This window comes from Eubacteriaceae bacterium Marseille-Q4139, from assembly GCA_018223415.1.
In the GTDB taxonomy this organism is placed as follows: domain Bacteria; phylum Bacillota; class Clostridia; order Lachnospirales; family Lachnospiraceae; genus CABSIM01.
The window spans coordinates 2,161,836-2,180,662 of the sequence record JAGTTQ010000001.1 but is presented as its reverse complement, the minus strand read 5'-3'; the positions used below and the strand labels follow the sequence as shown (position 1 = coordinate 2,180,662).

The following is an 18,827-nucleotide window of genomic DNA, read 5'->3' as shown; positions in this document are numbered from 1 at the left end:
TCAGCATTTTCTTACATCCCTGTCCGGGAAAAGTCAAAATCTTAAGAAAATCTTCATAATTCATTCAAAGAATATACAATCATTTTCCAGCCGGCCATGATATACTATAACCATAAAAAATGCACGATACAAAAGAATCCTTTATCCTTAAACCTTTTTGAAAATCGAAATCCTAAATGATGAATCCCTGTACCGGAAGGTACAGGGCTTTTTCATCTCTGCCAAAACAGTTTTAGTACAAAAGTCTTAAGATTTCCGCACACCGCTCCAGTCCAAGCTTTCCGCTGTCTAAGGACACCTGATAATTCTTTGCATACCCCCATTTCATGTCCGTGTAGAACCGATGGTAGGCGGCGCGCCTTTTGTCCTTGTCTTTGATGCGCTGTTTGGGGGACTCTTCCCGCTCGCCGTAGACCTTCACAATCCGCTCCGCCCGGTACTCCAGGCTTGCATGGATAAAGGCCGTCAGGCAGTCTGCCTGATCCCGCAGGATGTAGTCGGCGCAGCGCCCCACGATGACGCAGGGGCCTTTTTCGGCCAGCTCAAGGATGACTTTTCTCTGGATGTCCCAGAGATAGTCGTCGTTGGTGGGGCCGAAGGCGCGGGTGGAGAAGGCAAGCGCCTTAAAGCCGGCCGGGGCCGTCTCCTCAGCGTTCTTCACATAAGTCTCGTCAAAGCCGCTCTCCTCGGCAATTCTCTGGATCAGCTCGCTGTCATAGCAGGGAATCCCCAGCTCTTTTGCTGCCATTTTCCCGATGGTGCGGCCGCCGCTTCCAAATTCACGGCTGATGGTTAAGATTCTGTTTTTCATTTTTTCGGTTCCTCCTTTAACTGCTGATAAGTGCGGCGGATCAGGAAAGCCGCCGCAAGAAACGTCAGGACATCCGATACCGGCATGGAATATAAAACACCGTCCAGCCCGAAAAACAACGGGAGCAGAAGGGCAAAGCCCACGCCGAACACCACTTCCCGGATCATGGACAGGGCCGTGGACTCGGCCGCCTTTCCCATGGCCTGAAGGAAGATAAAGCAGGCCTTATTGATGCAGGCCAGGATCATCATGCAGAGGTAAACCCGGAAGGCCTTCACGGCGAATTCCGTATAGTAGGCGCTCTCGTTGGCCGCGCCGAAGATGGAAATCAGCCCGCGGGGGAACACCATGAAATGTGCACTGCCCCGCAGGATGCCGCTTGCCGGACTTGTGCAATCGGGCAGGGAAAGGAGTTCCCCTGCCCGATCATCGCACACGAACATTCCGCACTGTCGTGCTCCATGTTCTTACGCCTGGCAAATGGCATTTCATGCAAGCATGATGCCGCTTGCCAGGCTTGTGCAACAAAAAACGTGCAGCTCATACGCAACCGGGATTACGCATGTAAGCTACACGTTGTCTAAATATTATAAAAAATTTTGGCAAAAGATTCAAAGACACTTTTAAACAAAATTTTGGCTGTTTTCTGCGCCTATTTTCTCCGGAACCACTCCTTCATCGTCCCAAGAACCTTTACCAGCTCCTCTTCCGTAATGACATAAGGCACCATGGCATAGAGGTAATTTAAGAACGGCCGGCTGAAGACGCCGCGCTCATAGGCAAACTGCTGGTAACCGCGGATGGATGCCGGATCATACATCTCCACGCAGACGCAGGCGCCCATGATCCGCACCTCTTTGATCCGGGGATCGAAAAAGCCTTCCATCTCCCGGCGGGTGACGGCCTCAATCTTTTTAATCCTGGACATGTAATCGCCCTTTTCAAACAGCTCGATGGATTTTAAGGCGGCGCTGCATGCCAGGGCATTTCCCATGAACGTGGGGCCGTGCATCAGGGCATGCTCAGGATTGTCGTCGTAAAAGCCTGAGAATACCCGGCGGCTGGCAACCGTGGCCGCATGGCCGATGTAGCCGCCCGTCAGCGCCTTTCCGAGGACGAGGATGTCCGGTAGAACCAGATCCGCCACGAACCGGTTCCCTGTGCGGCCGAAGCCCGTCGCCACCTCGTCAAAAATCAGGAGGACGCCGTACTGATCGCAGAGCTCCCTGGCCCGCTTTAAAAAGGAAACGTCGTACATCCTCATGCCGCCGGCGCCCTGCAAAAGCGGCTCCACGATAAAGCAGTTGAGCTTTTCATGGTACTCCTCAAAGGCCTTTTCAAGGGCCGGGATTTCCGTGGGGATATGGACGACATACTTGCTCTTCCCGTATGCATTCAGGACAAAATGGTAGTCCTCATCGTCGCCCACCTCCATGGTCTTAAAGGTGTCGCCATGGTAGGCATGCTCAAGCGCCAGCACCATCGTCCGCTCCGTCTCTCCGCGGTTCATGTAATACTGGAGCGCCATCTTTAAGGCCACCTCCACGGCCACGCTGCCGGAATCGGAGAAAAAGCAGCAGTCCAGATCGCCGGGGAGCCAGTCCGCCAGCTTTTCCGAAAGCTTTTCGGCCGCGCCATGGGTCAGGCCGCCCAACATCACATGGGCAAACCGCGCAAGCTGTTCTTCGATGGCCTGATTAAGCTCCGGGTTCTTATATCCGTGGATCACGCTCCACCAGGAGGAAACCGAGTCGATTAACTTCTGATCCTCTGTGTAAAGGTAAACCCCTTCCGCATCCACAATTTTATAAGGGGCCTTCATGGTTTTCATCTGTTCGTATGGATACCAGATCATGTCCGCTTCCTCCGTCTTATTCGTATAATGCTTCCAGCTCCTCAAAGGGGATGTCAAGCTCTGTGCCGCCGTCCTTTACGCAGGCCAGAACCTTAAGGCCTGTCATGTATTCGCACATGAACCGGTTGTCCCGGTGGAGCAGGTTTTTATCATCATAATGATTGAAAAGAATGCCCTTTGCCGCAATGCCCCGCTCCTTCATGTATTCCGCCGTCAGCACAACGGAGTTGATGGTGCCGAGGCCTGCATCCGCCACGATCAGGCAGTTTAAATCCCTGGCCTTTATGAAATCCTCAAGCCACAGCTTCGTCTCATCGAACCGCAGGGGGCAGAGGATCCCGCCGGAGCCCTCGGCCGTCACATAGTCATAATTCCCGCAGACCGAGTCAAAAGCCTGGAGCACCGTTTCAAGCTCCACCGGGTTTCCCTCAATCTGCGCCGCCAGATGGGGCGAAACGGCCGTCTCATAGACGTATGGGCACATCTCCTCAAGCGATTCTCCGATACCGGAGACCGTCTTTACATGAAGGGCATCCCCCGGAATCAGGCTTCCGTCCAGCCGCTTTTCGTTTCCGCTCATGGCCGCCTTAAAATAAGCCGCCTTTTTTCCGTTTTCCTGAAATTTTTTTAAAATCAGGCCTGTGATATAGGTCTTTCCCATATCGGTGCCTGTTCCCGTGATAAAAAGATTCTTACTCATTGCAAAGCTTCACCTCGTATCCCAGTTCCTCAAGCATTTCCAGGTCGGTCTTCGTCGTAATGCCGGCCGTCGTCAGCATGTCGCCGGAAATCGCCGCGTTGGCGCCGGAGACAAAGCAGCCCTTTCCCTTATCCTCAAGAAGCCCTCTGCCGCCTGCGAGACGGATGGACGCCTCCGGCAGGATAAAACGGTAAACCGCCACAATCCGCCTCATGTCGTCCGCCGTCAGGCGCGGATTCTTTTCAAAGGGAGTTCCCGGGATCGGGTTTAACATGTTGACAGGGACGCTCTTAATGCCCAGCTCTCTGAGGCTCATGGCCATGCTGATCCGATCCTTCGGCGTCTCGCCGAGGCCCATAATCCCGCCGCTGCAAACCGCAAGGCCGGCTGCCTGGGCGGCACGGATCGCGTTTATCTTGTCGTCAAAGGTGTGGGTCGTACAGACATTGGCGAAATTCTCTCCGGAGGTTTCCAGGTTGTTATGTACCCGGGAGGCGCCTGCCTCCTTTAACTTCCGGTACTGCTCTTCGTTCAGCAGGCCGAAGGATACGCATACATGGATGCCCACCTCGCTCCGGATCCGGCGGATCACGCCGCACATCCGCTCCACTTCCCCGTCGGACAACCGTTTCCCCGAGGTGACGATGGAGTAGCGCAGGACGCCCTGCTCATGGTCTCTCTTTGCCTGAGCCACAATTTCATCGTCCGGAAGCAGCGGATATTCCGTCACGCCGGTGTGGTTGTGGGCCGACTGGGCACAGAACCGGCAGTTTTCCGAACAGCGGCCGCTTTTTCCGTTGATAATCGTACAGAGATCGAACCGGCTGCCGCAGAAATGACGGCGGATCCTATCGGCGCTTTCGCAGAGCTCCTCAAGCGGCTCCCCGTAAAGCTTTAAGGCCTCTTCTTCAGTGATCTGGCCGCCGTTTAAAACCTTTTCGGTTAATGTCATCGTGATTGTCATAATGGGTCACATCCTGTTCTTTTTTTACTGGAAACCAGCATAGCATACGGCCGCAGTATTGTCAACCCATTCTATCTTTATTGGTTGACAATATGGGCAGACAAAAAGAGCCGCACGCCTGCACCCTGCTTTCACAGTTACAGACACGGCGGCTCTCTGTCTTTTATTCCACGCTCTTTAAAATATCACAGAAATCAAAGGTAGCAAAGTAGTCTTTCACGGTCTCTGCCCGGCGGATCATCTGGACGCTTCCGTCTTCTTTTAAAAGCAGCTCCGCGCTCTTTAACTTGCCGTTATAATTGTAGCCCATGGAAAAGCCGTGGGCGCCGGTGTCATGAAGCACGAGAAGGTCGCCCATGTCAATCTTCGGCAGCATCCTGTCGATGGCAAACTTGTCGTTGTTCTCGCAGAGGGAGCCGGTGATGTCGTACTTGTGGTCGCAGGGCGCGTCCTCCTTTCCCATGACCGTGATGTGATGGTAGGCGCCGTACATGGCCGGGCGCATCAGGTTCACCGCGCAGGCGTCCACGCCGATGTACTCTTTGTAGGTGTGCTTTTCATGGATGGCGCGGGTCACAAGGCAGCCGTAGGGCGCCAGCATGAACCGGCCAAGCTCCGTGAAGATTGCCACATCGCCCATGCCGGCCGGCACGAGGACTTCCTCGTAGGCCTTTCTCACGCCCTCGCCGATGGCCATGATGTCGTTGGGCTCCTGATCCGGGCGGTAGGGGATTCCAATGCCGCCGGACAGGTTGATGAAGCGGATGTCTGCGCCAGTCTCTTCCTTTAACTCTGCCGCCAGTTCAAAAAGAATCTTGGCCAGCAGCGGATAATACTCGTTCGTCACAGTATTGCTTGCAAGGAACGCATGGATGCCGAAGTGCTTTGCGCCCTTGGACTTGAGAATCTTGTAGGCCTCGGCGATCTGTTCTCTCGTCATGCCGTACTTGGCGTCGCCGGGGTTGTCCATGATATCGTTGCTGATTTTAAAGACTCCGCCGGGGTTAAAGCGGCAGCAGATGGTTTCCGGGATCTTCCCGAGAACCTTTTCCAGGCACTCAATATGGGTGATGTCATCCAGGTTGATGATGGCGCCCATGTCGTCCGCCAGCTTAAACTCCGCAGGCGGCGTGTCGTTGGACGAAAACATGACATGATGTCCCGTAAAGCCGCAGGCCTTCGACATCAGAAGCTCTGTCTCAGAGGAGCAGTCGGTTCCGAAGCCGTACTCCTTTAAGATATTTAAAATGAACGGATTCGGGGTGGCCTTCACCGCAAAATACTCCCGGAAGCCCTTGTTCCAGGAAAATGCCGCCTTCAGGCGCTCTGCATTTTCCCGGATTCCCTTTTCATCATAGAGATAAAAGGGCGTCGGATACGTCTCTGCGATTTTCTCAAGCTGTTCCCTGGTGACAAACGGTCTTTTTTCCATGTGTATTTTCTCCTTCTAGTCTACGTTTACTACCCGCATGATGTTGGTTGAGGTTGCCGGCTCGTGCCGTCTGGAATGGCTTAAAACTCCGGCCGTGACGACGGCCAGGTCGCCTTCCTTCACGATGCCTTTTTCCTTCAGCAGGTCGATGGAATTCATAATCAGGGTATCCGTGGAGTCCTCGCGCTTCGCCTGGAACGGATGGACGCCCCAGTAAAGCTGCATCTTGCGAACCGTGGAAAGGCTCGGGGACATGCCGATTACCATGGTCTTCGGATGCCATTTGGATAACATCCTCGCGGTGTAGCCGCTGATGCTCGGCGCGATGATGACTTTGGCTCCCAGGTTCCTTGCCGTCGTCACAGAGGAATAGCAGACGGCGTTGGAAATGCTGTGGCTGTCATCGCCTAAAACGCGTCTTCTCTTAAAGAAAGCGTCGTCCAGATGGGACTCGGTCTCCTCGACGATCTGCGCCATCATCTTTAAGGCCTCCACCGGATATTTTCCGTTGGCCGTCTCGCCGGACAGCATGACGACGTCCGTTCCGTCGTAGACAGCGTTTGCCACGTCCGTCACCTCGGCACGGGTCGGGCGCGGGTTGCGGATCATGGAGTCTAGCATCTGGGTCGCCGTAATGACCGGCTTGCAGGCCTCGCTGCACTTTTCAATCATCATCTTCTGAAGGAACGGCACTTTTTCTGCGGGAATCTCCACGCCCAGGTCGCCTCTGGCTACCATGATGCCGTCGCTGGCTTCGATGATTTCATCCAGATGTTCCAGTCCCTCGGCATTCTCAATCTTTGCGATGATGCCCATGGAGGAACCGTTTTCATTGAGGATTGCCCGGATTTCCCGGATTGCGTCGGCCGTCCGGATGAAGGAGGCGGCGATATAGTCAAAGCCCATTTCGATTCCGAAACGGATGTCTTCCTTATCTTTTTCCGTCAGGGCCGGAAGCTTGATCTTCACGTTCGGCACGTTGACGCCCTTTCTCTCGCCCAGCTCTCCGCCGTTGACGACGCGACAGACAATTTCCGGCCCTTCGATTTTCTCGACGCAGAGCTCGATGAGGCCGTCGTCGATGAGAATCCTGTTTCCGGCGGCCACGTCGTCGTTGAGGCCGTTATAATTGATGTGCACCTTCTTTTCGTCTCCGACGATTTCCTCTGTCGTGAGGACAAAGGTGTTCCCTTCGGAAAGCGTCACTTTTTTCCCGTCCTTTAAAACGCCGGTACGGATTTCCGGCCCTTTGGTGTCAAGGAGCGCAGCCACCGGGATGCCGGCCTCATCCGCCGCCTCGCGGAGCTTGAGAAGGCGTTTTCTATGCTCTTCATGGTCGCCGTGGGAGAAGTTGAACCGTGCCACATCCATTCCGTTTAACACGAGCTGCTTCATGATCTCCATGTTGTCGCTGTTTGGTCCCATTGTACAGATGATTTTTGTCTTTTTCATTTTAAACTGTCTGCCTCCTGTTAAGTTTGTGTGCCGCTGCTGTTTCCGCCGTCCTGGGAAAATCTCCCGTGGATCACGTTTCCGCCCTGGCGGGGATCCATGCCGCCGCGGGTCACATGCTGGTGCGTATAAAGATGATCCTGGCAGTATTCGTAGTCTCCCTCGCACTTGGAACAGAAGCGGAAAACAAGATTCGGGTCGTCGAGTTCTGTCCTGCCGCAGACGGCGCATTTATGGCGGCCCGTTTTTCTTGCTGTCTGGGCGGCCTTTTCCGTCTGTGCTTTAAAATCATGCTTCCTCTTGATCTCCTTCGGGTTGTATTTTCCGCCTCTGGACATGGCGAAATACACGACGAAGTTCAAAAGGGACATGAAAATTGCCACGCGGGTTGCCGGGCTTCCGAAGACAAGCCCGTAAATAAAGTATGCCCCGTCAAAAAGCGCCAGCCACTTGGCCTTGATGGGAATCACGAAAAATAATAGGAACTGCATATCCGGGAACGTGGCGGCGAATGCGAAAAACAGTGAAAAGTTCAGGTATTCCGTCGTCAGGATATAGACGGAACCAGTCATCAGATAGATGATGAGCGCCGCAAGCACATGGCCCAGGATCCCCATAAACAGGTACAAATTGAACCGGAAGGTTCCCCAGACGTGCTCAAGGGTCGTTCCAAGGTTGTAATACAGATAGATAGCTATCAGGTTGAAAAACATGCTGGTGGACGGCGGCCAGATCATAAAGGTAATAATCCGCCAGATCTGCCCGCGCAGGATCGCCCGCGCGTCTAACATCAGGTAGCGGATGTAGATTTCCGGCGCAAACATCTGGATGATGACGCCCACGGCGTACAGGATGACAATGTAGTACATCAGATTCGGGATCGCAAAGCGCCCGAATTTCCGTTCCAGTTTTGTGAGCAGGTTCATATGCTGAATCCTTTCTTTAAAATATGGCAGGCGGAGAGGAAAGCCGCGCGGAATGGAAGGCCGCAGGCGGATGCCTCTCCCGGGCCGGCGGCCGCTTTTCCGCCGGTTTCAGCCCATGGATATTCAACATTATAATTCCACTCTATTCCTTTTGTCAAACGCTTTGAAACGGCTTTTTTTCAGGATAAGGATTTATATGGCATTTCTTAAGAGCCTGCGCCATGCGGACACAGGAGACTCGCCGCGTTCCGACATTTCACTTCCTTCCAGCCCTGGAATCTTAACACATTTTTTACATATTTTTGCCGTTTCTTAACATGCGAATCCGCATTCTGTCGATTGTAATCCTTTTTTGTTTGTGCTATACTGAGTGCGTAGTTTACGCCCTTTCTTCCATATAAATGCAGAATTTGGAAGTATGGGGCTGTTATTTTGCTTCTTTATCCGGAAGCAGCTTCGTATAATGTAGTGTTTTTATGCAGGCGTCCGGGGCATACCGCCCCAAAAGGCGGCTGTATTCCCAATTACAAAGGAGGTAGGGGATATCCCCGCTCACATGGATCAATGTTTTCGGCTTGGAATCGACATCGGTTCCACCACGGTTAAAATTGCTGTGATTGACGAGGACAATCACATTCTGTTTGCGGACTATGAGCGGCATTTTGCGAACATCCAGGAAACCCTGTCTGCACTCCTCAAAAAATGCAGGGATTCGCTCGGGCCCATCAAAATCCGCCCCAGTATCACTGGTTCCGGAGGGCTTACGCTCTCCAGCTACTTAAAGGTGCCTTTCATCCAGGAGGTCGTAGCCGTAGCCACCTCGCTTCAGGACTATGCGCCGCGCACAGACGTGGCCATCGAGCTTGGCGGGGAAGATGCCAAAATCATCTACTTCACCGGCGGCATCGACCAGAGGATGAACGGAATCTGCGCCGGCGGCACCGGCTCTTTTATCGACCAGATGGCGTCGCTTCTCCAGACGGACGCCACCGGCCTCAACGAATATGCCAAAAATTACAAGGCAATCTATCCGATTGCTGCCAGATGCGGTGTTTTTGCAAAGTCTGATATTCAGCCGTTAATCAATGAGGGGGCAACGCGAGAAGACCTGGCCGCCTCCATTTTTCAGGCTGTCGTCAACCAGACCATCAGCGGCCTGGCCTGCGGAAAGCCGATCCGCGGCAACGTGGCCTTCCTCGGCGGCCCGCTCCATTTCCTTTCGGAGCTGCGGAACGCCTTTATCCGCACGCTCAATTTAAGCGGCGACCAGATTATCGCTCCTGACCACTCCCACCTGTTCGCAGCCGTCGGCGCGGCCATGAACGCCAAGGAGGAGCCGGTTCAGGACATCGGCAAAATGATTTCTGACTTGTCCGGCGGCATCCGGATGAAGTTTGAGGTCAAGCGGATGGAGCCTTTATTCCGGGATGAAGCGGAATACCAGGCTTTCACTGAGCGCCACGACCGCAGCAGGGTGCGCCGCGGCGACCTGAGTACCTATAAGGGGAACTGCTTTTTAGGCATCGACGCCGGCTCCACCACGACGAAAATCGCCCTGGTAGGCGAGGACGGCTCCCTGCTTTACAGCTTTTACAGCAGCAACAACGGAAGCCCGCTGGCGACGGCCATCCGCTCCATGAAGGAGATTAAAGAGCTTCTTCCTGCGGAGGCAAAAATCGCTTATTCCTGTTCCACCGGCTACGGCGAGGCGCTTTTAAAGGCCGCTTTCCTTTTGGATGAGGGAGAGGTGGAAACCATCTCCCACTACTATGCGGCCGCGTTCTTCGATCCGAAGGTAGACTGTATTTTAGACATCGGCGGCCAGGATATGAAGTGCATCCGCATCAAGGACGGCACTGTGGACAGCGTCCAGCTCAATGAGGCATGTTCCTCCGGCTGCGGCTCCTTCATCGAGACCTTCGCCAAATCCTTAAACTTCAGCGTGGAGGACTTCGCAAAGGAAGCCCTGTTTGCCAAAAATCCCACCGACCTGGGCACGAGATGTACGGTGTTCATGAACTCCAACGTCAAGCAGGCCCAGAAGGAAGGCGCGTCCGTGGCGGACATTTCCGCCGGTCTTGCCTACTCGGTCATCAAGAACGCATTATTTAAGGTAATTAAAATCACTTCCGCCGGCGACCTTGGAAACAACGTAGTCGTCCAGGGCGGCACCTTCTATAATGACGCCGTTTTAAGAAGCTTTGAAAAAATCGCCGGCTGCGAGGCCATCCGCCCGGATATCGCCGGCATCATGGGCGCTTTCGGCGCCGCCCTCATCGCAAGGGAGCGGTACCAGCATGAGCCGAAGGAGTCAACCATGCTGTCCCTCGATAAAATCATTGGCCTGACCTACTCCACCTCCATGACCAGGTGCCGCGGCTGCATCAACAGCTGTGTCCTGACGGTCAACCGGTTTGAAGGCGGACGCCAGTACATATCGGGGAACCGCTGCGAGAGAGGTCTCGGAATTTCCAAGGCAAAACGCGACATTCCGAACCTGTTCAATTATAAATATCACAGGATCTTCGACTATGAGCCGCTGCCGGCCGACCAGGCCCACCGCGGCCTCGTGGGAATCCCGAGAGTCCTGAATTTTTACGAAAATTACCCGTTCTGGGCCACCTTCTTTAGGGAGCTGGGCTTCCGGGTCATCTTATCGCCCCAGTCCAGCCGCCAGATTTACGAGCTGGGCATTGAGACGATCCCCAGCGAGTCGGAATGCTATCCGGCAAAGCTGGTGCACGGCCATGTTTCATGGCTCATCAAACAGAACGTGCCGTTTATCTTCTATCCCTGCATCCCGTATGAGCGGAAGGAAGTGCCCGGCGCAGGAAACCATTACAACTGCCCCATTGTCACGTCCTACTCAGAGAACGTGAAAAACAACATGGAGGAGCTGGCGGAACAGAACATCAAATTCATGAACCCGTTCATGGCTTTCACCGATGAGCAGGTGCTCACGAAGCAGCTCGTGAAAGAGTTTAAGAAGGAATTCCAGATTCCCGACAGTGAAATCCGCTCCGCTGCCCACAAGGCATGGGAAGAGCTGGAACATACAAGGCACGACATCGAAAAGAAGGGCGAGGAGGTCATCGCCTATCTGGAGGAGACCGGAAAGCGCGGCATCGTCCTGGCCGGCCGTCCCTACCATGTGGATCCGGAAATCAACCACGGAATCCCGGATCTCATCGCCTCCTACGGCTTTGCAGTCCTCACCGAGGACTCCGTCTCCCATCTTGGGAAGGTGGAGCGCCCGCTTATTGTCACCGACCAGTGGATGTACCACTCCCGGCTCTATGCGGCTGCAAGCTATGTGAAGACGAAAGACAATCTGGATCTCATCCAGCTTAACTCCTTTGGCTGCGGCCTCGACGCCGTCACCACCGACCAGGTAAACGATATCCTGACTTCCTCGGGAAAGATTTACACGGTCTTAAAAATCGACGAGGTCAACAACCTTGGCGCCGCCAGGATCCGGATCCGTTCGCTGATTTCGGCGCTCCGTGTCCGGGATGAAAAGCGATATACAAGGAAAATTGTCGACAGCTCCTACAACCGCGTGCTGTTCACAAAGGAGATGCGGAAAACCTACACGCTTCTCTGCCCGCAGATGTCGCCGATCCACTTTGACCTTCTGGAGCCGGCCGTCCGCAACTTCGGCTACAATTTAGTGGTGCTCCAGAACGACGACCGTTCGGCCGTAGATACTGGCCTGAAATTCGTGAATAACGATGCCTGCTACCCGTCCTTAATCGTCATCGGACAGATCATGGACGCGCTGCTTTCCGGCCAGTACGACTTAGATCACACGGCTGTCATCATGAGCCAGACCGGCGGCGGCTGCCGTGCCTCCAACTACATCGGTTTCATCCGCCGTGCCCTGGAAAAGGCCGGGATCCCGCAGGTTCCCGTCATTTCCTTAAATGCCAACGGTATGGAGACGAACCCGGGCTTTACGATTACGGCTCCGCTCCTCACAAAGGCCATGCAGGCCGTTGTCTACGGAGACGTGTTCATGCGCGTTTTGTACGCCACACGGCCCTACGAGAAGGTGCCTGGCTCTGCCGACGCCCTTCACGAGAAATGGAAAAAGATCTGCATCCAGGCGCTGTCCAAGAAGGCGCCCGACATGATCGGCTTCTCCAAGAATATCCGCGGAATCATCCATGATTTCGACAATCTGGAGCGGCTCGACGTGAAAAAGCCGCGGGTCGGCATCGTCGGCGAGATCCTCGTAAAGTTCTCGCCCCTTGCCAACAACCACATCGTAGAGCTTCTGGAATCCGAGGGCGCAGAGGCTGTGATGCCGGATCTCATGGACTTTTTGCTGTACTGCTTCTACAACAGCAACTTTAAGGCCAGCAACCTGGGAACGAAGCGCTCCACGGCATATCTCTGCAACATGGGAATCTCGCTCCTCGAGTATTTCCGCAAGACTGCACGGATTGCCCTGGAAAAGAGCCGTCACTTTACGCCGCCTGCGAAAATCCGCAACCTGGCTGTCATGGCAAACGACTTTGTTTCCCTCGGGAACCAGACCGGCGAGGGCTGGTTCTTGACCGGCGAGATGCTGGAGCTGATTCACGGCGGCGTGCCGAACATCGTCTGCGTCCAGCCCTTCGGCTGCCTGCCGAACCACATCGTCGGCAAGGGCGTTATCAAGGAACTCCGGAAGGAGTACCCGAACGCCAACATCATCGCCGTGGACTATGACCCGGGCGCCAGTGAAGTCAACCAGTTGAACCGCATCAAGCTCATGCTGGCGACGGCGCAGAAAAACTTAAAGGATGAGATGCCGCATTCGGCATCATAAAATGATAAAAAATAGGATCGCACGGCGGCCAGTGACGGCTGTCATGCGATCCTGTTTTTATTCTTCCCCGTATCCGTTTTCTTCTGCCCGCGCCGCAATGTAGTCCTCCACCTTCCCGACGGGGATTTCCAGAGCGGCGGCCAGCTCTTCATAAAGCAGCCGCTTCGCCCGGCCCATATACTCGGTGTCCAGCCGGCCGGCCTTTTTCTTGCGGCTTGCCAAGTCCTTTTTCTTCCAGTAAACAGTCTTGATAAGACGAACCAGTTCTTCACATTCATGGCTTTTCACGGCCGAACGGTATTTTTCCTCCATGGAACACCGGCGCCAGCGTATAATACTTTCTCTTCTTATCCGACACGGGAAGCCCCTCTGGCAGTCCGATTTCTTCCACACGGCAGACGCCTGTATCGTCATAAATCACAAGCTCCCCAGTTTCAAACATCCTTTCCCTCACTTTCGGTGGCCGTCAACGGTGTCCATCTGCATTCTGCCTTCTCCGTCCCGCAAAATACAGATACGGCGCAGGGCCCGCAAAGGATCGAATCCCTTTGCGCCTTCGCGCCGTATCTTCATTTTAACATACTTTTTTAATCCTCGTAAGCGTTTTTTTCCTGATCCGGACGGCATAGCTTCTTCCGGTAGAACAGATAAAATACAATGGACGTACACATGGCCGCCGTGATATCCGACACCGGCTCGGCAAAAAAGATGGCAAACACCTCCGCCGGATATTCCACCATGTGAGATACCGATTCACTGGCCGCCGCGGCAAACGGAAACTTTGCGACCGTAGCCGGGAAAATATAGATGAACGGCGCAATTAAAACCACCTTCCGCAGGCATGCCATAATCAGGGAAATCCGCGCCTGCCCCAGAGCCATGAACGACTGCTGGCAGCCGGTCTGGGCGCCGAAGACGATGCCGCCGCCAAGGTAGATCGGAAGCGCCCAGGAACAAAGCTCGATCATGTCCGGGTCGCTGCTGAAGATCCGCGCGAACAGTTTCGGCAGGCCGGTCATCAGAAACGTGACGCAGGCCGCAAAAATCAGGCAGATCACGATGTTGATCCGGCAGGCCTTCCGCACCCTGGAAAAATTCCCGGCGCCGTAGTTATAGCTGATGATGGGCTGCGCGCCCTGACAGAAGCCCTGAACCGGCAGGGACATGAACTGCCAGAGGCTGAAAAGGATCGCCACGGTGCCGACGGCGATGGTTCCGCCGTATTTGGCAAGCTGGTTGTTGAAGGCGATCTGAATCAGGCTTTCGGTCACGCTCATGGTAAAGGGCGAGACGCCGAGCGCCATAATCGGAAGCAGCACTTTTTTCTTAATCCGGAAATATTTCCGCCTCATCCTAAGAAGGCTCTTTTTCCCGAACAGGAACGACAGCGCCCAGACGCAGGAAATCCCCTGGGCGATGATCGTGGCGATGGCTGCGCCCTTGACGCCCATATGGAGGACGTTGATGAAAAATGCGTCAAAAATAATGTTTAAAACGGCGCCGATCAACACGGTAAACATGCCGGTGCGGGCAAAGCCCTGGGTCGTGATGTAGGAATTCATGCCCAGGGAGATCATGACGAAGATCGTCCCCAACGCGTAGATCGTCACATAGTCGCAGGCCAGGGACAAGGTCGTCTCATCCGCCCCGAATAAAAGCAGAATCGGCTTCTGAAAGATCAGGATCACAACCGTAAGGACGGCGCCGACGGCAATCAGGGACGCAAAGCTCACTCCCATGATTTCCTCGGCCCCGTCCTGATCCTTCTGCCCCATTTTGATGGCACAGAACGGCGCGCCGCCGATGCCCACAAGCCGCGTAAAGGCCGTGATGCAGGTAATGAGCGGCAGAGATACGCTTAAGGCCGCCATGGCTGTCGTACCGTTTTCGATATGGCCGATGAACATCCGGTCTACCATGTTGTAAAGGATTCCCACAAGCTGCGCCACAATGGACGGGATTGCAAGGGAGATCATCAGGCTCCAGATGTTCCCCGTCTCCAGCTTGTTGGGCGCGGCAGCACTGTTCTTTTCTTCGTTTTCCATTTTCTGTCATTCCTCCTGTAAACGGCGCCGCAAATAAGAAACCGGGCGTCTTTTTCTTTTTCCCGAATACGTTCGGACGCAGGGCGCCTGCCCCTGCCGTTTAAGGCTTTTTATAATTCCGTATGACCATATGACCCTTTCCGTCCTCTCCCTTGGCATCATAGAGAGCCGTGTCCACCTGATGAAAGAAGCTTTCAAAATCCACTTCCGTTTTCTCCGCCAGCCCAATGCCGATACTGCACGTAACCGGCCTTCCCAAAAGTTCCATGGACCGCTGCCGCAGGGCCGCCTGGATTTTCTTTGCCTTATTTTCTGCCATGGTTCTCGACGCGTTGTTCTTAAGCAGGATGACAAACTCGTCGCCGCCGAACCGCACGATGATGTCGGAGCTTCGGAATTCTTTTCTTAAGAGCTCTCCCACACAGCCAAGAAGCAGGTCTCCGGCCTGATGGCCTTTGGTGTCATTGACATTTTTAAAGTCATCCAGATCAATAATTAAAAGCGTGCATGTGGTCTTCGGATTATTCTCTGCAATATACTGGGCAGACGCAGCCATGCCGCCTCTCTTATTATAGATGCCGGACAGGGCATCCTGTTCACTCATCCTTTTATATTCCACCTGCTTCCAGTACGCCTTCAGGCGCAGCGAAAGCATCAGGTTCAAAAGCGCCACAGAGCATCCGGCTCCCACCAGGGAGATAAAAATATCGTACTGCGCCACCGAGGCCGGCTTCATGGCATGCACAGTCACCACAAAGAGCGTCTCCACAAAAAATATAAACGTGTAGGAGAACCAGAGCGGCAGTGCAAATAGCGGCAGGATCCCCATGTAAATCACAGGTATGAAGCAGGCCGGATTCTCCGGCGTCCCGAACGTATCAATCAGGAACAGGAAGAGAAAGGTCACAAAAATGTAGAAAATACAAATGGCTGTGGAACCTTTTTCCCTCAGCTTCCTCTCCCGTCCCCACAGGCACAGAAGCAGGCAGAACATACTGGCCGGAAGGAACAGAATATGATAGATGCTCGGCGTCCACCCCTGAATAATCAAGGGCGTCGTCAAAAGGAACAGGATCAGGATCACAATCGTACGCACACAGGCATCGAACGCCATGCGGAGATTGTCCTCCGCAATGCCGGGCGCCGCCTCCTTAAAGAAACGGGCGTGCTCTTCCCAGGCTTCCTTCATGTACGTCCATAATGTAATCATGATCCCCACCTCCTGTTCCGGTCAGTACCTCTGTTACAGGAAATATTTCTGGAGCATCCTTAAAAGCTCCGGCATATTGAGCGGCTTCGCCGCATGGCCGTTCATGCCGCATTCCAGGCACTTTTTGATATCATCGGTAAACGCGTCTGCCGTCATGGCGATGATCGGTATGTCTGCCGCATCCTCACGTTCCATGGCGCGGATCGCCTCCGTGGCCTCAAAGCCGTTCATGACCGGCATCCGCAGATCCATCAGGATCGCATCGTAAGTATGAGGCTCCGAGGACTGGAATTTTTCCACGCATTCCTGGCCGTTTTCCGCCCATTCCAGCACGAACCCTTCGGAGGTAAGCAGCTCATTCGCAATCTCCCAGTTGAGCTCGTTGTCCTCAGCCACCAGAAGCCGCCTGCCGGTAAAATCATGCTTCGGCTCCATCTGGTCATTTTTCTTATCCTGTCCCAGGAACTGGCTGAGGCCGTGGTACAGGGTGGATTTAAAGAGCGGCTTGGAAATAAAGCCGGTGATGCCGGCCGCCCTGGCTTCGTCCTCGATTTCGCTCCAGTCGTAGGCCGATATCAGAAGAATCGGCACATCCTTGCCGATGCGCCGGCGAAGCTCCCTCGCCGTCTCGATGCCGTTCATGCCGGGCATCTTCCAGTCCAGCAGGATGATGAAATAATCCTGATGCTTTTTATGGCGCTTTTCCGCCATGTCCACAGCCGTCGGACCGTCAAGCGCCCACTCCGCATGGATGCCGATCTCATGCAGGGAATCGGCGGCGGAACGGCAGAGCGGTTCGTCGTCGTCCACCACAAGAACCTCCCAGGCCGGAAGGATAAGCTTCTCCTCACTTTCTTCGCCCCGCTCCAGATCAAAGGTCACGTAGAACTCGGTTCCTTTTCCCTGTTCGCTTTGCAGCGTAATGCTTCCGCCGGACGCATCCACAATATATTTGGTAATCGCCATGCCGAGGCCGGTTCCCTCGGTCTTATGTACTCTGGCGTTGTCCTCCCGCTCAAAGGAGTTGAAGATTTTTTTCTGGAACTCGGCGGACATGCCGATTCCCGTGTCCTTCACCCGGAAATGGGTGCGGACAAATCCGGCTCCCATGGGTGAGTCTTCCTGGGAAACCGTCACCGTAATGCTTCCGCCGGACGGAGTGAACTTTAAGGCATTAGACAGCAGGTTCATCAGAACCTGGTTTAACCGCACGCCGTCGGCATAGACGTTTTCGCTCTGGATATCCTGGATGAACACGTCAAACTGCTGGCGCCTTGCCCTCACCTGTGGCTGTATGATGCTCACAATACCGTCCACGGTCTCCCGCAGGGAAATCAGATCGCAGTTTAAGGTCATCCGCCCGCTCTCGATTTTTGACATGTCTAACACGTCGTTGATAAGCCCGAGAAGGTGTTTGCTGGAAACACTGATCTTCCTCAGGCAGTCCTGTACCTTTCCCGTGTCCTGCGGGTTGGCAGCGGCGATGGCTGTCATTCCGATGATGGCATTCATTGGAGTCCGGATGTCATGGCTCATGTTGGAAAGGAATTCGCTCTTGGCCCGGCTGGCCTCCAGGGCTTTTTCCTTGGCTTCGTCCAGATCTGCCATCTGTCTGTGGGATATCCGCATATAGGCGGCGAAAATAATCATCGTGGCAATCACGAGGATGGAACAGCTTATGAGCGCCAGCGCAATGCTGTGGAGCGTCATCCCGTTCAGCTCTTCGTCCAAAAAACCGTGGGGCATCACGCACACCATGGCCCACTCCGTATTGTACATGGGCGCACAGTAGAGGTGGCGGATTTCTCCCTGCATCCTGACCGTCAGGCCGTAAGCCTCCCGGTTTTCGACTGCCTCCCGGAGCATTTCCACTTTCTCTTCAATTTCGTCATCACCATACTCCACGCCGTTGGCCTGCATCCATGCAAAAAAGTCGTCATACGGCACATCGGCGCTGTTGACGACAAAGCTGCCGTCCTGGCGGATCACATGGGTAAAGATCAGGCCGGTATCCGCGCCCAGGGACAGCGCCTCGCCAAGCCGCTCGATGGGAAGCCCCACCACAAGCGCCGTACAGCGCCCGCCGTCAGGCATGGGGTAGCCGATGGTGTCGGGATACCCCACCGAAAGGCCGTAAAGCAGGACAAGGGAGCCGTCCGCCTCCCTTCCGACCGTCACAAGCGGCTGGCCGCTGTTCATGGCATTTAAAAAGTCCTCTTTGTCTTCCACTTCCACCTGGTTCCCATAGATCACCACATCATTTCCCTCGGTGTCGTACAAAAACAGGTGGGTAAAATTCCGCAGGGTGCCCACCGCCGTCAGACGGCTGACAGCCGTTTCATCCAACTCCTCCACTGTCTCCGGCTGGACTGCCTGGGTGATGGCGTTCACCTGGTCGAGCCGCATGTTCACCAGCGTATCGAAATGCTTTTGGGTCTGCTTGCTCATCTCTTCCATGTAGATGGTCGCCACCTGGTTCATGGTACCCGTGCCCTGCCGGATCACCAGGAACGTGACCGTGCTGAACACGATGATGCAGAGGATCACCAGGACAGTCAGCGAAATCCACAGAAACCGTATTGTCTTCCTGTTCTTCTCCATAAAATCCTCACTCCTGCC

At 54.4% G+C, this 18,827-nt stretch carries 12 protein-coding genes and 2 pseudogenes; 1 reads left to right on the top strand and 13 read right to left on the bottom strand.

Annotation, left to right across the window (positions count from 1 at the left end; all coding sequences use genetic code 11):
• Positions 1–232 precede the first annotated feature (232 nt).
• The 8 genes and pseudogenes from KE531_10340 to KE531_10305 all read right to left on the bottom strand — a co-directional run bounded on the left by KE531_10340 (position 233) and on the right by KE531_10305 (position 8,140).
• The gene (locus tag KE531_10340) at positions 233–811 is read right to left on the bottom strand and encodes a cytidylate kinase-like family protein (GenBank protein ID MBR9954000.1); all 579 of its coding nucleotides are present in this window, start codon (positions 809–811) and stop codon (positions 233–235) included.
• A pseudogene (locus KE531_10335) lies at positions 808–1,155 on the bottom strand (MATE family efflux transporter). Before KE531_10335 ends, KE531_10340 begins: the two are co-directional and overlap by 4 nt.
• A 308-nt stretch (positions 1,156–1,463) precedes the next feature.
• A complete protein-coding gene (gene bioA / locus KE531_10330; GenBank protein MBR9953999.1) occupies positions 1,464–2,666 on the bottom strand; it encodes an adenosylmethionine--8-amino-7-oxononanoate transaminase in 1,203 nt (400 codons plus the stop codon).
• 16 nt (positions 2,667–2,682) lie between these two features.
• Positions 2,683–3,366, bottom strand: a complete 684-nt coding sequence (gene bioD / locus KE531_10325) for a dethiobiotin synthase (protein MBR9953998.1) — start codon at positions 3,364–3,366, stop codon at positions 2,683–2,685.
• Entirely contained in the window at positions 3,359–4,330 is a 972-nt protein-coding gene (gene bioB / locus KE531_10320) for a biotin synthase BioB (GenBank protein MBR9953997.1), read from the bottom strand. The genes bioD and bioB overlap by 8 nt, the downstream gene beginning before the upstream one ends.
• Before the next feature lie 163 nt (positions 4,331–4,493).
• Complete coding sequence (locus KE531_10315; GenBank protein ID MBR9953996.1) at positions 4,494–5,762, bottom strand: diaminopimelate decarboxylase; 1,269 nt, start codon at positions 5,760–5,762, stop codon at positions 4,494–4,496.
• 15 nt (positions 5,763–5,777) lie between these two features.
• Positions 5,778–7,214, bottom strand: a complete 1,437-nt coding sequence (pyk, locus tag KE531_10310; GenBank protein MBR9953995.1) for a pyruvate kinase — start codon at positions 7,212–7,214, stop codon at positions 5,778–5,780.
• Between the two features lie 110 nt (positions 7,215–7,324).
• Positions 7,325–8,140, bottom strand: a pseudogene (locus KE531_10305) (hypothetical protein).
• Between the two features lie 556 nt (positions 8,141–8,696).
• On the opposite strand from KE531_10305, the gene KE531_10300 reads away from it, so the two are divergent.
• Positions 8,697–12,953: a 2-hydroxyacyl-CoA dehydratase gene (locus tag KE531_10300; protein ID MBR9953994.1), complete on the top strand. Its 4,257-nt coding sequence runs from the start codon at positions 8,697–8,699 to the stop codon at positions 12,951–12,953.
• A gap of 57 nt (positions 12,954–13,010) precedes the next feature.
• On the opposite strand, the gene KE531_10295 is transcribed toward KE531_10300, so the two are convergent.
• The 5 genes from KE531_10295 to KE531_10275 form a co-directional block, all read right to left on the bottom strand.
• A complete protein-coding gene (locus tag KE531_10295; protein ID MBR9953993.1) occupies positions 13,011–13,265 on the bottom strand; it encodes a hypothetical protein in 255 nt (84 codons plus the stop codon).
• Positions 13,228–13,395: a hypothetical protein gene (locus KE531_10290; GenBank protein ID MBR9953992.1), complete on the bottom strand. Its 168-nt coding sequence runs from the start codon at positions 13,393–13,395 to the stop codon at positions 13,228–13,230. The genes KE531_10295 and KE531_10290 overlap by 38 nt, the downstream gene beginning before the upstream one ends.
• Positions 13,396–13,540: 145 nt before the next feature.
• The gene (locus KE531_10285) at positions 13,541–14,998 is read right to left on the bottom strand and encodes an MATE family efflux transporter (GenBank protein ID MBR9953991.1); all 1,458 of its coding nucleotides are present in this window, start codon (positions 14,996–14,998) and stop codon (positions 13,541–13,543) included.
• 100 nt (positions 14,999–15,098) lie between these two features.
• Positions 15,099–16,208: a GGDEF domain-containing protein gene (locus KE531_10280; GenBank protein ID MBR9953990.1), complete on the bottom strand. Its 1,110-nt coding sequence runs from the start codon at positions 16,206–16,208 to the stop codon at positions 15,099–15,101.
• A gap of 33 nt (positions 16,209–16,241) precedes the next feature.
• Complete coding sequence (locus tag KE531_10275; protein ID MBR9953989.1) at positions 16,242–18,809, bottom strand: response regulator; 2,568 nt, start codon at positions 18,807–18,809, stop codon at positions 16,242–16,244.
• Between the last annotated feature and the right edge of the window lie 18 nt (positions 18,810–18,827).

Coding starts and splice junctions, on each gene's coding strand:
- bioA (MBR9953999.1), bottom strand. CDS start 2,666: ATGATCTGGTATCCATACGAACAGATGAAAACCATGAAGGCCCCTTAT.
- KE531_10295 (MBR9953993.1), bottom strand. CDS start 13,265: ATGGAGGAAAAATACCGTTCGGCCGTGAAAAGCCATGAATGTGAAGAA.
- KE531_10280 (MBR9953990.1), bottom strand. CDS start 16,208: ATGATTACATTATGGACGTACATGAAGGAAGCCTGGGAAGAGCACGCC.
- KE531_10285 (MBR9953991.1), bottom strand. CDS start 14,998: ATGGAAAACGAAGAAAAGAACAGTGCTGCCGCGCCCAACAAGCTGGAG.
- bioD (MBR9953998.1), bottom strand. CDS start 3,366: ATGAGTAAGAATCTTTTTATCACGGGAACAGGCACCGATATGGGAAAG.
- KE531_10290 (MBR9953992.1), bottom strand. CDS start 13,395: ATGTTTGAAACTGGGGAGCTTGTGATTTATGACGATACAGGCGTCTGC.
- bioB (MBR9953997.1), bottom strand. CDS start 4,330: ATGACAATCACGATGACATTAACCGAAAAGGTTTTAAACGGCGGCCAG.
- KE531_10300 (MBR9953994.1), top strand. CDS start 8,697: ATGGATCAATGTTTTCGGCTTGGAATCGACATCGGTTCCACCACGGTT.
- pyk (MBR9953995.1), bottom strand. CDS start 7,214: ATGAAAAAGACAAAAATCATCTGTACAATGGGACCAAACAGCGACAAC.
- KE531_10315 (MBR9953996.1), bottom strand. CDS start 5,762: ATGGAAAAAAGACCGTTTGTCACCAGGGAACAGCTTGAGAAAATCGCA.
- KE531_10275 (MBR9953989.1), bottom strand. CDS start 18,809: ATGGAGAAGAACAGGAAGACAATACGGTTTCTGTGGATTTCGCTGACT.
- KE531_10340 (MBR9954000.1), bottom strand. CDS start 811: ATGAAAAACAGAATCTTAACCATCAGCCGTGAATTTGGAAGCGGCGGC.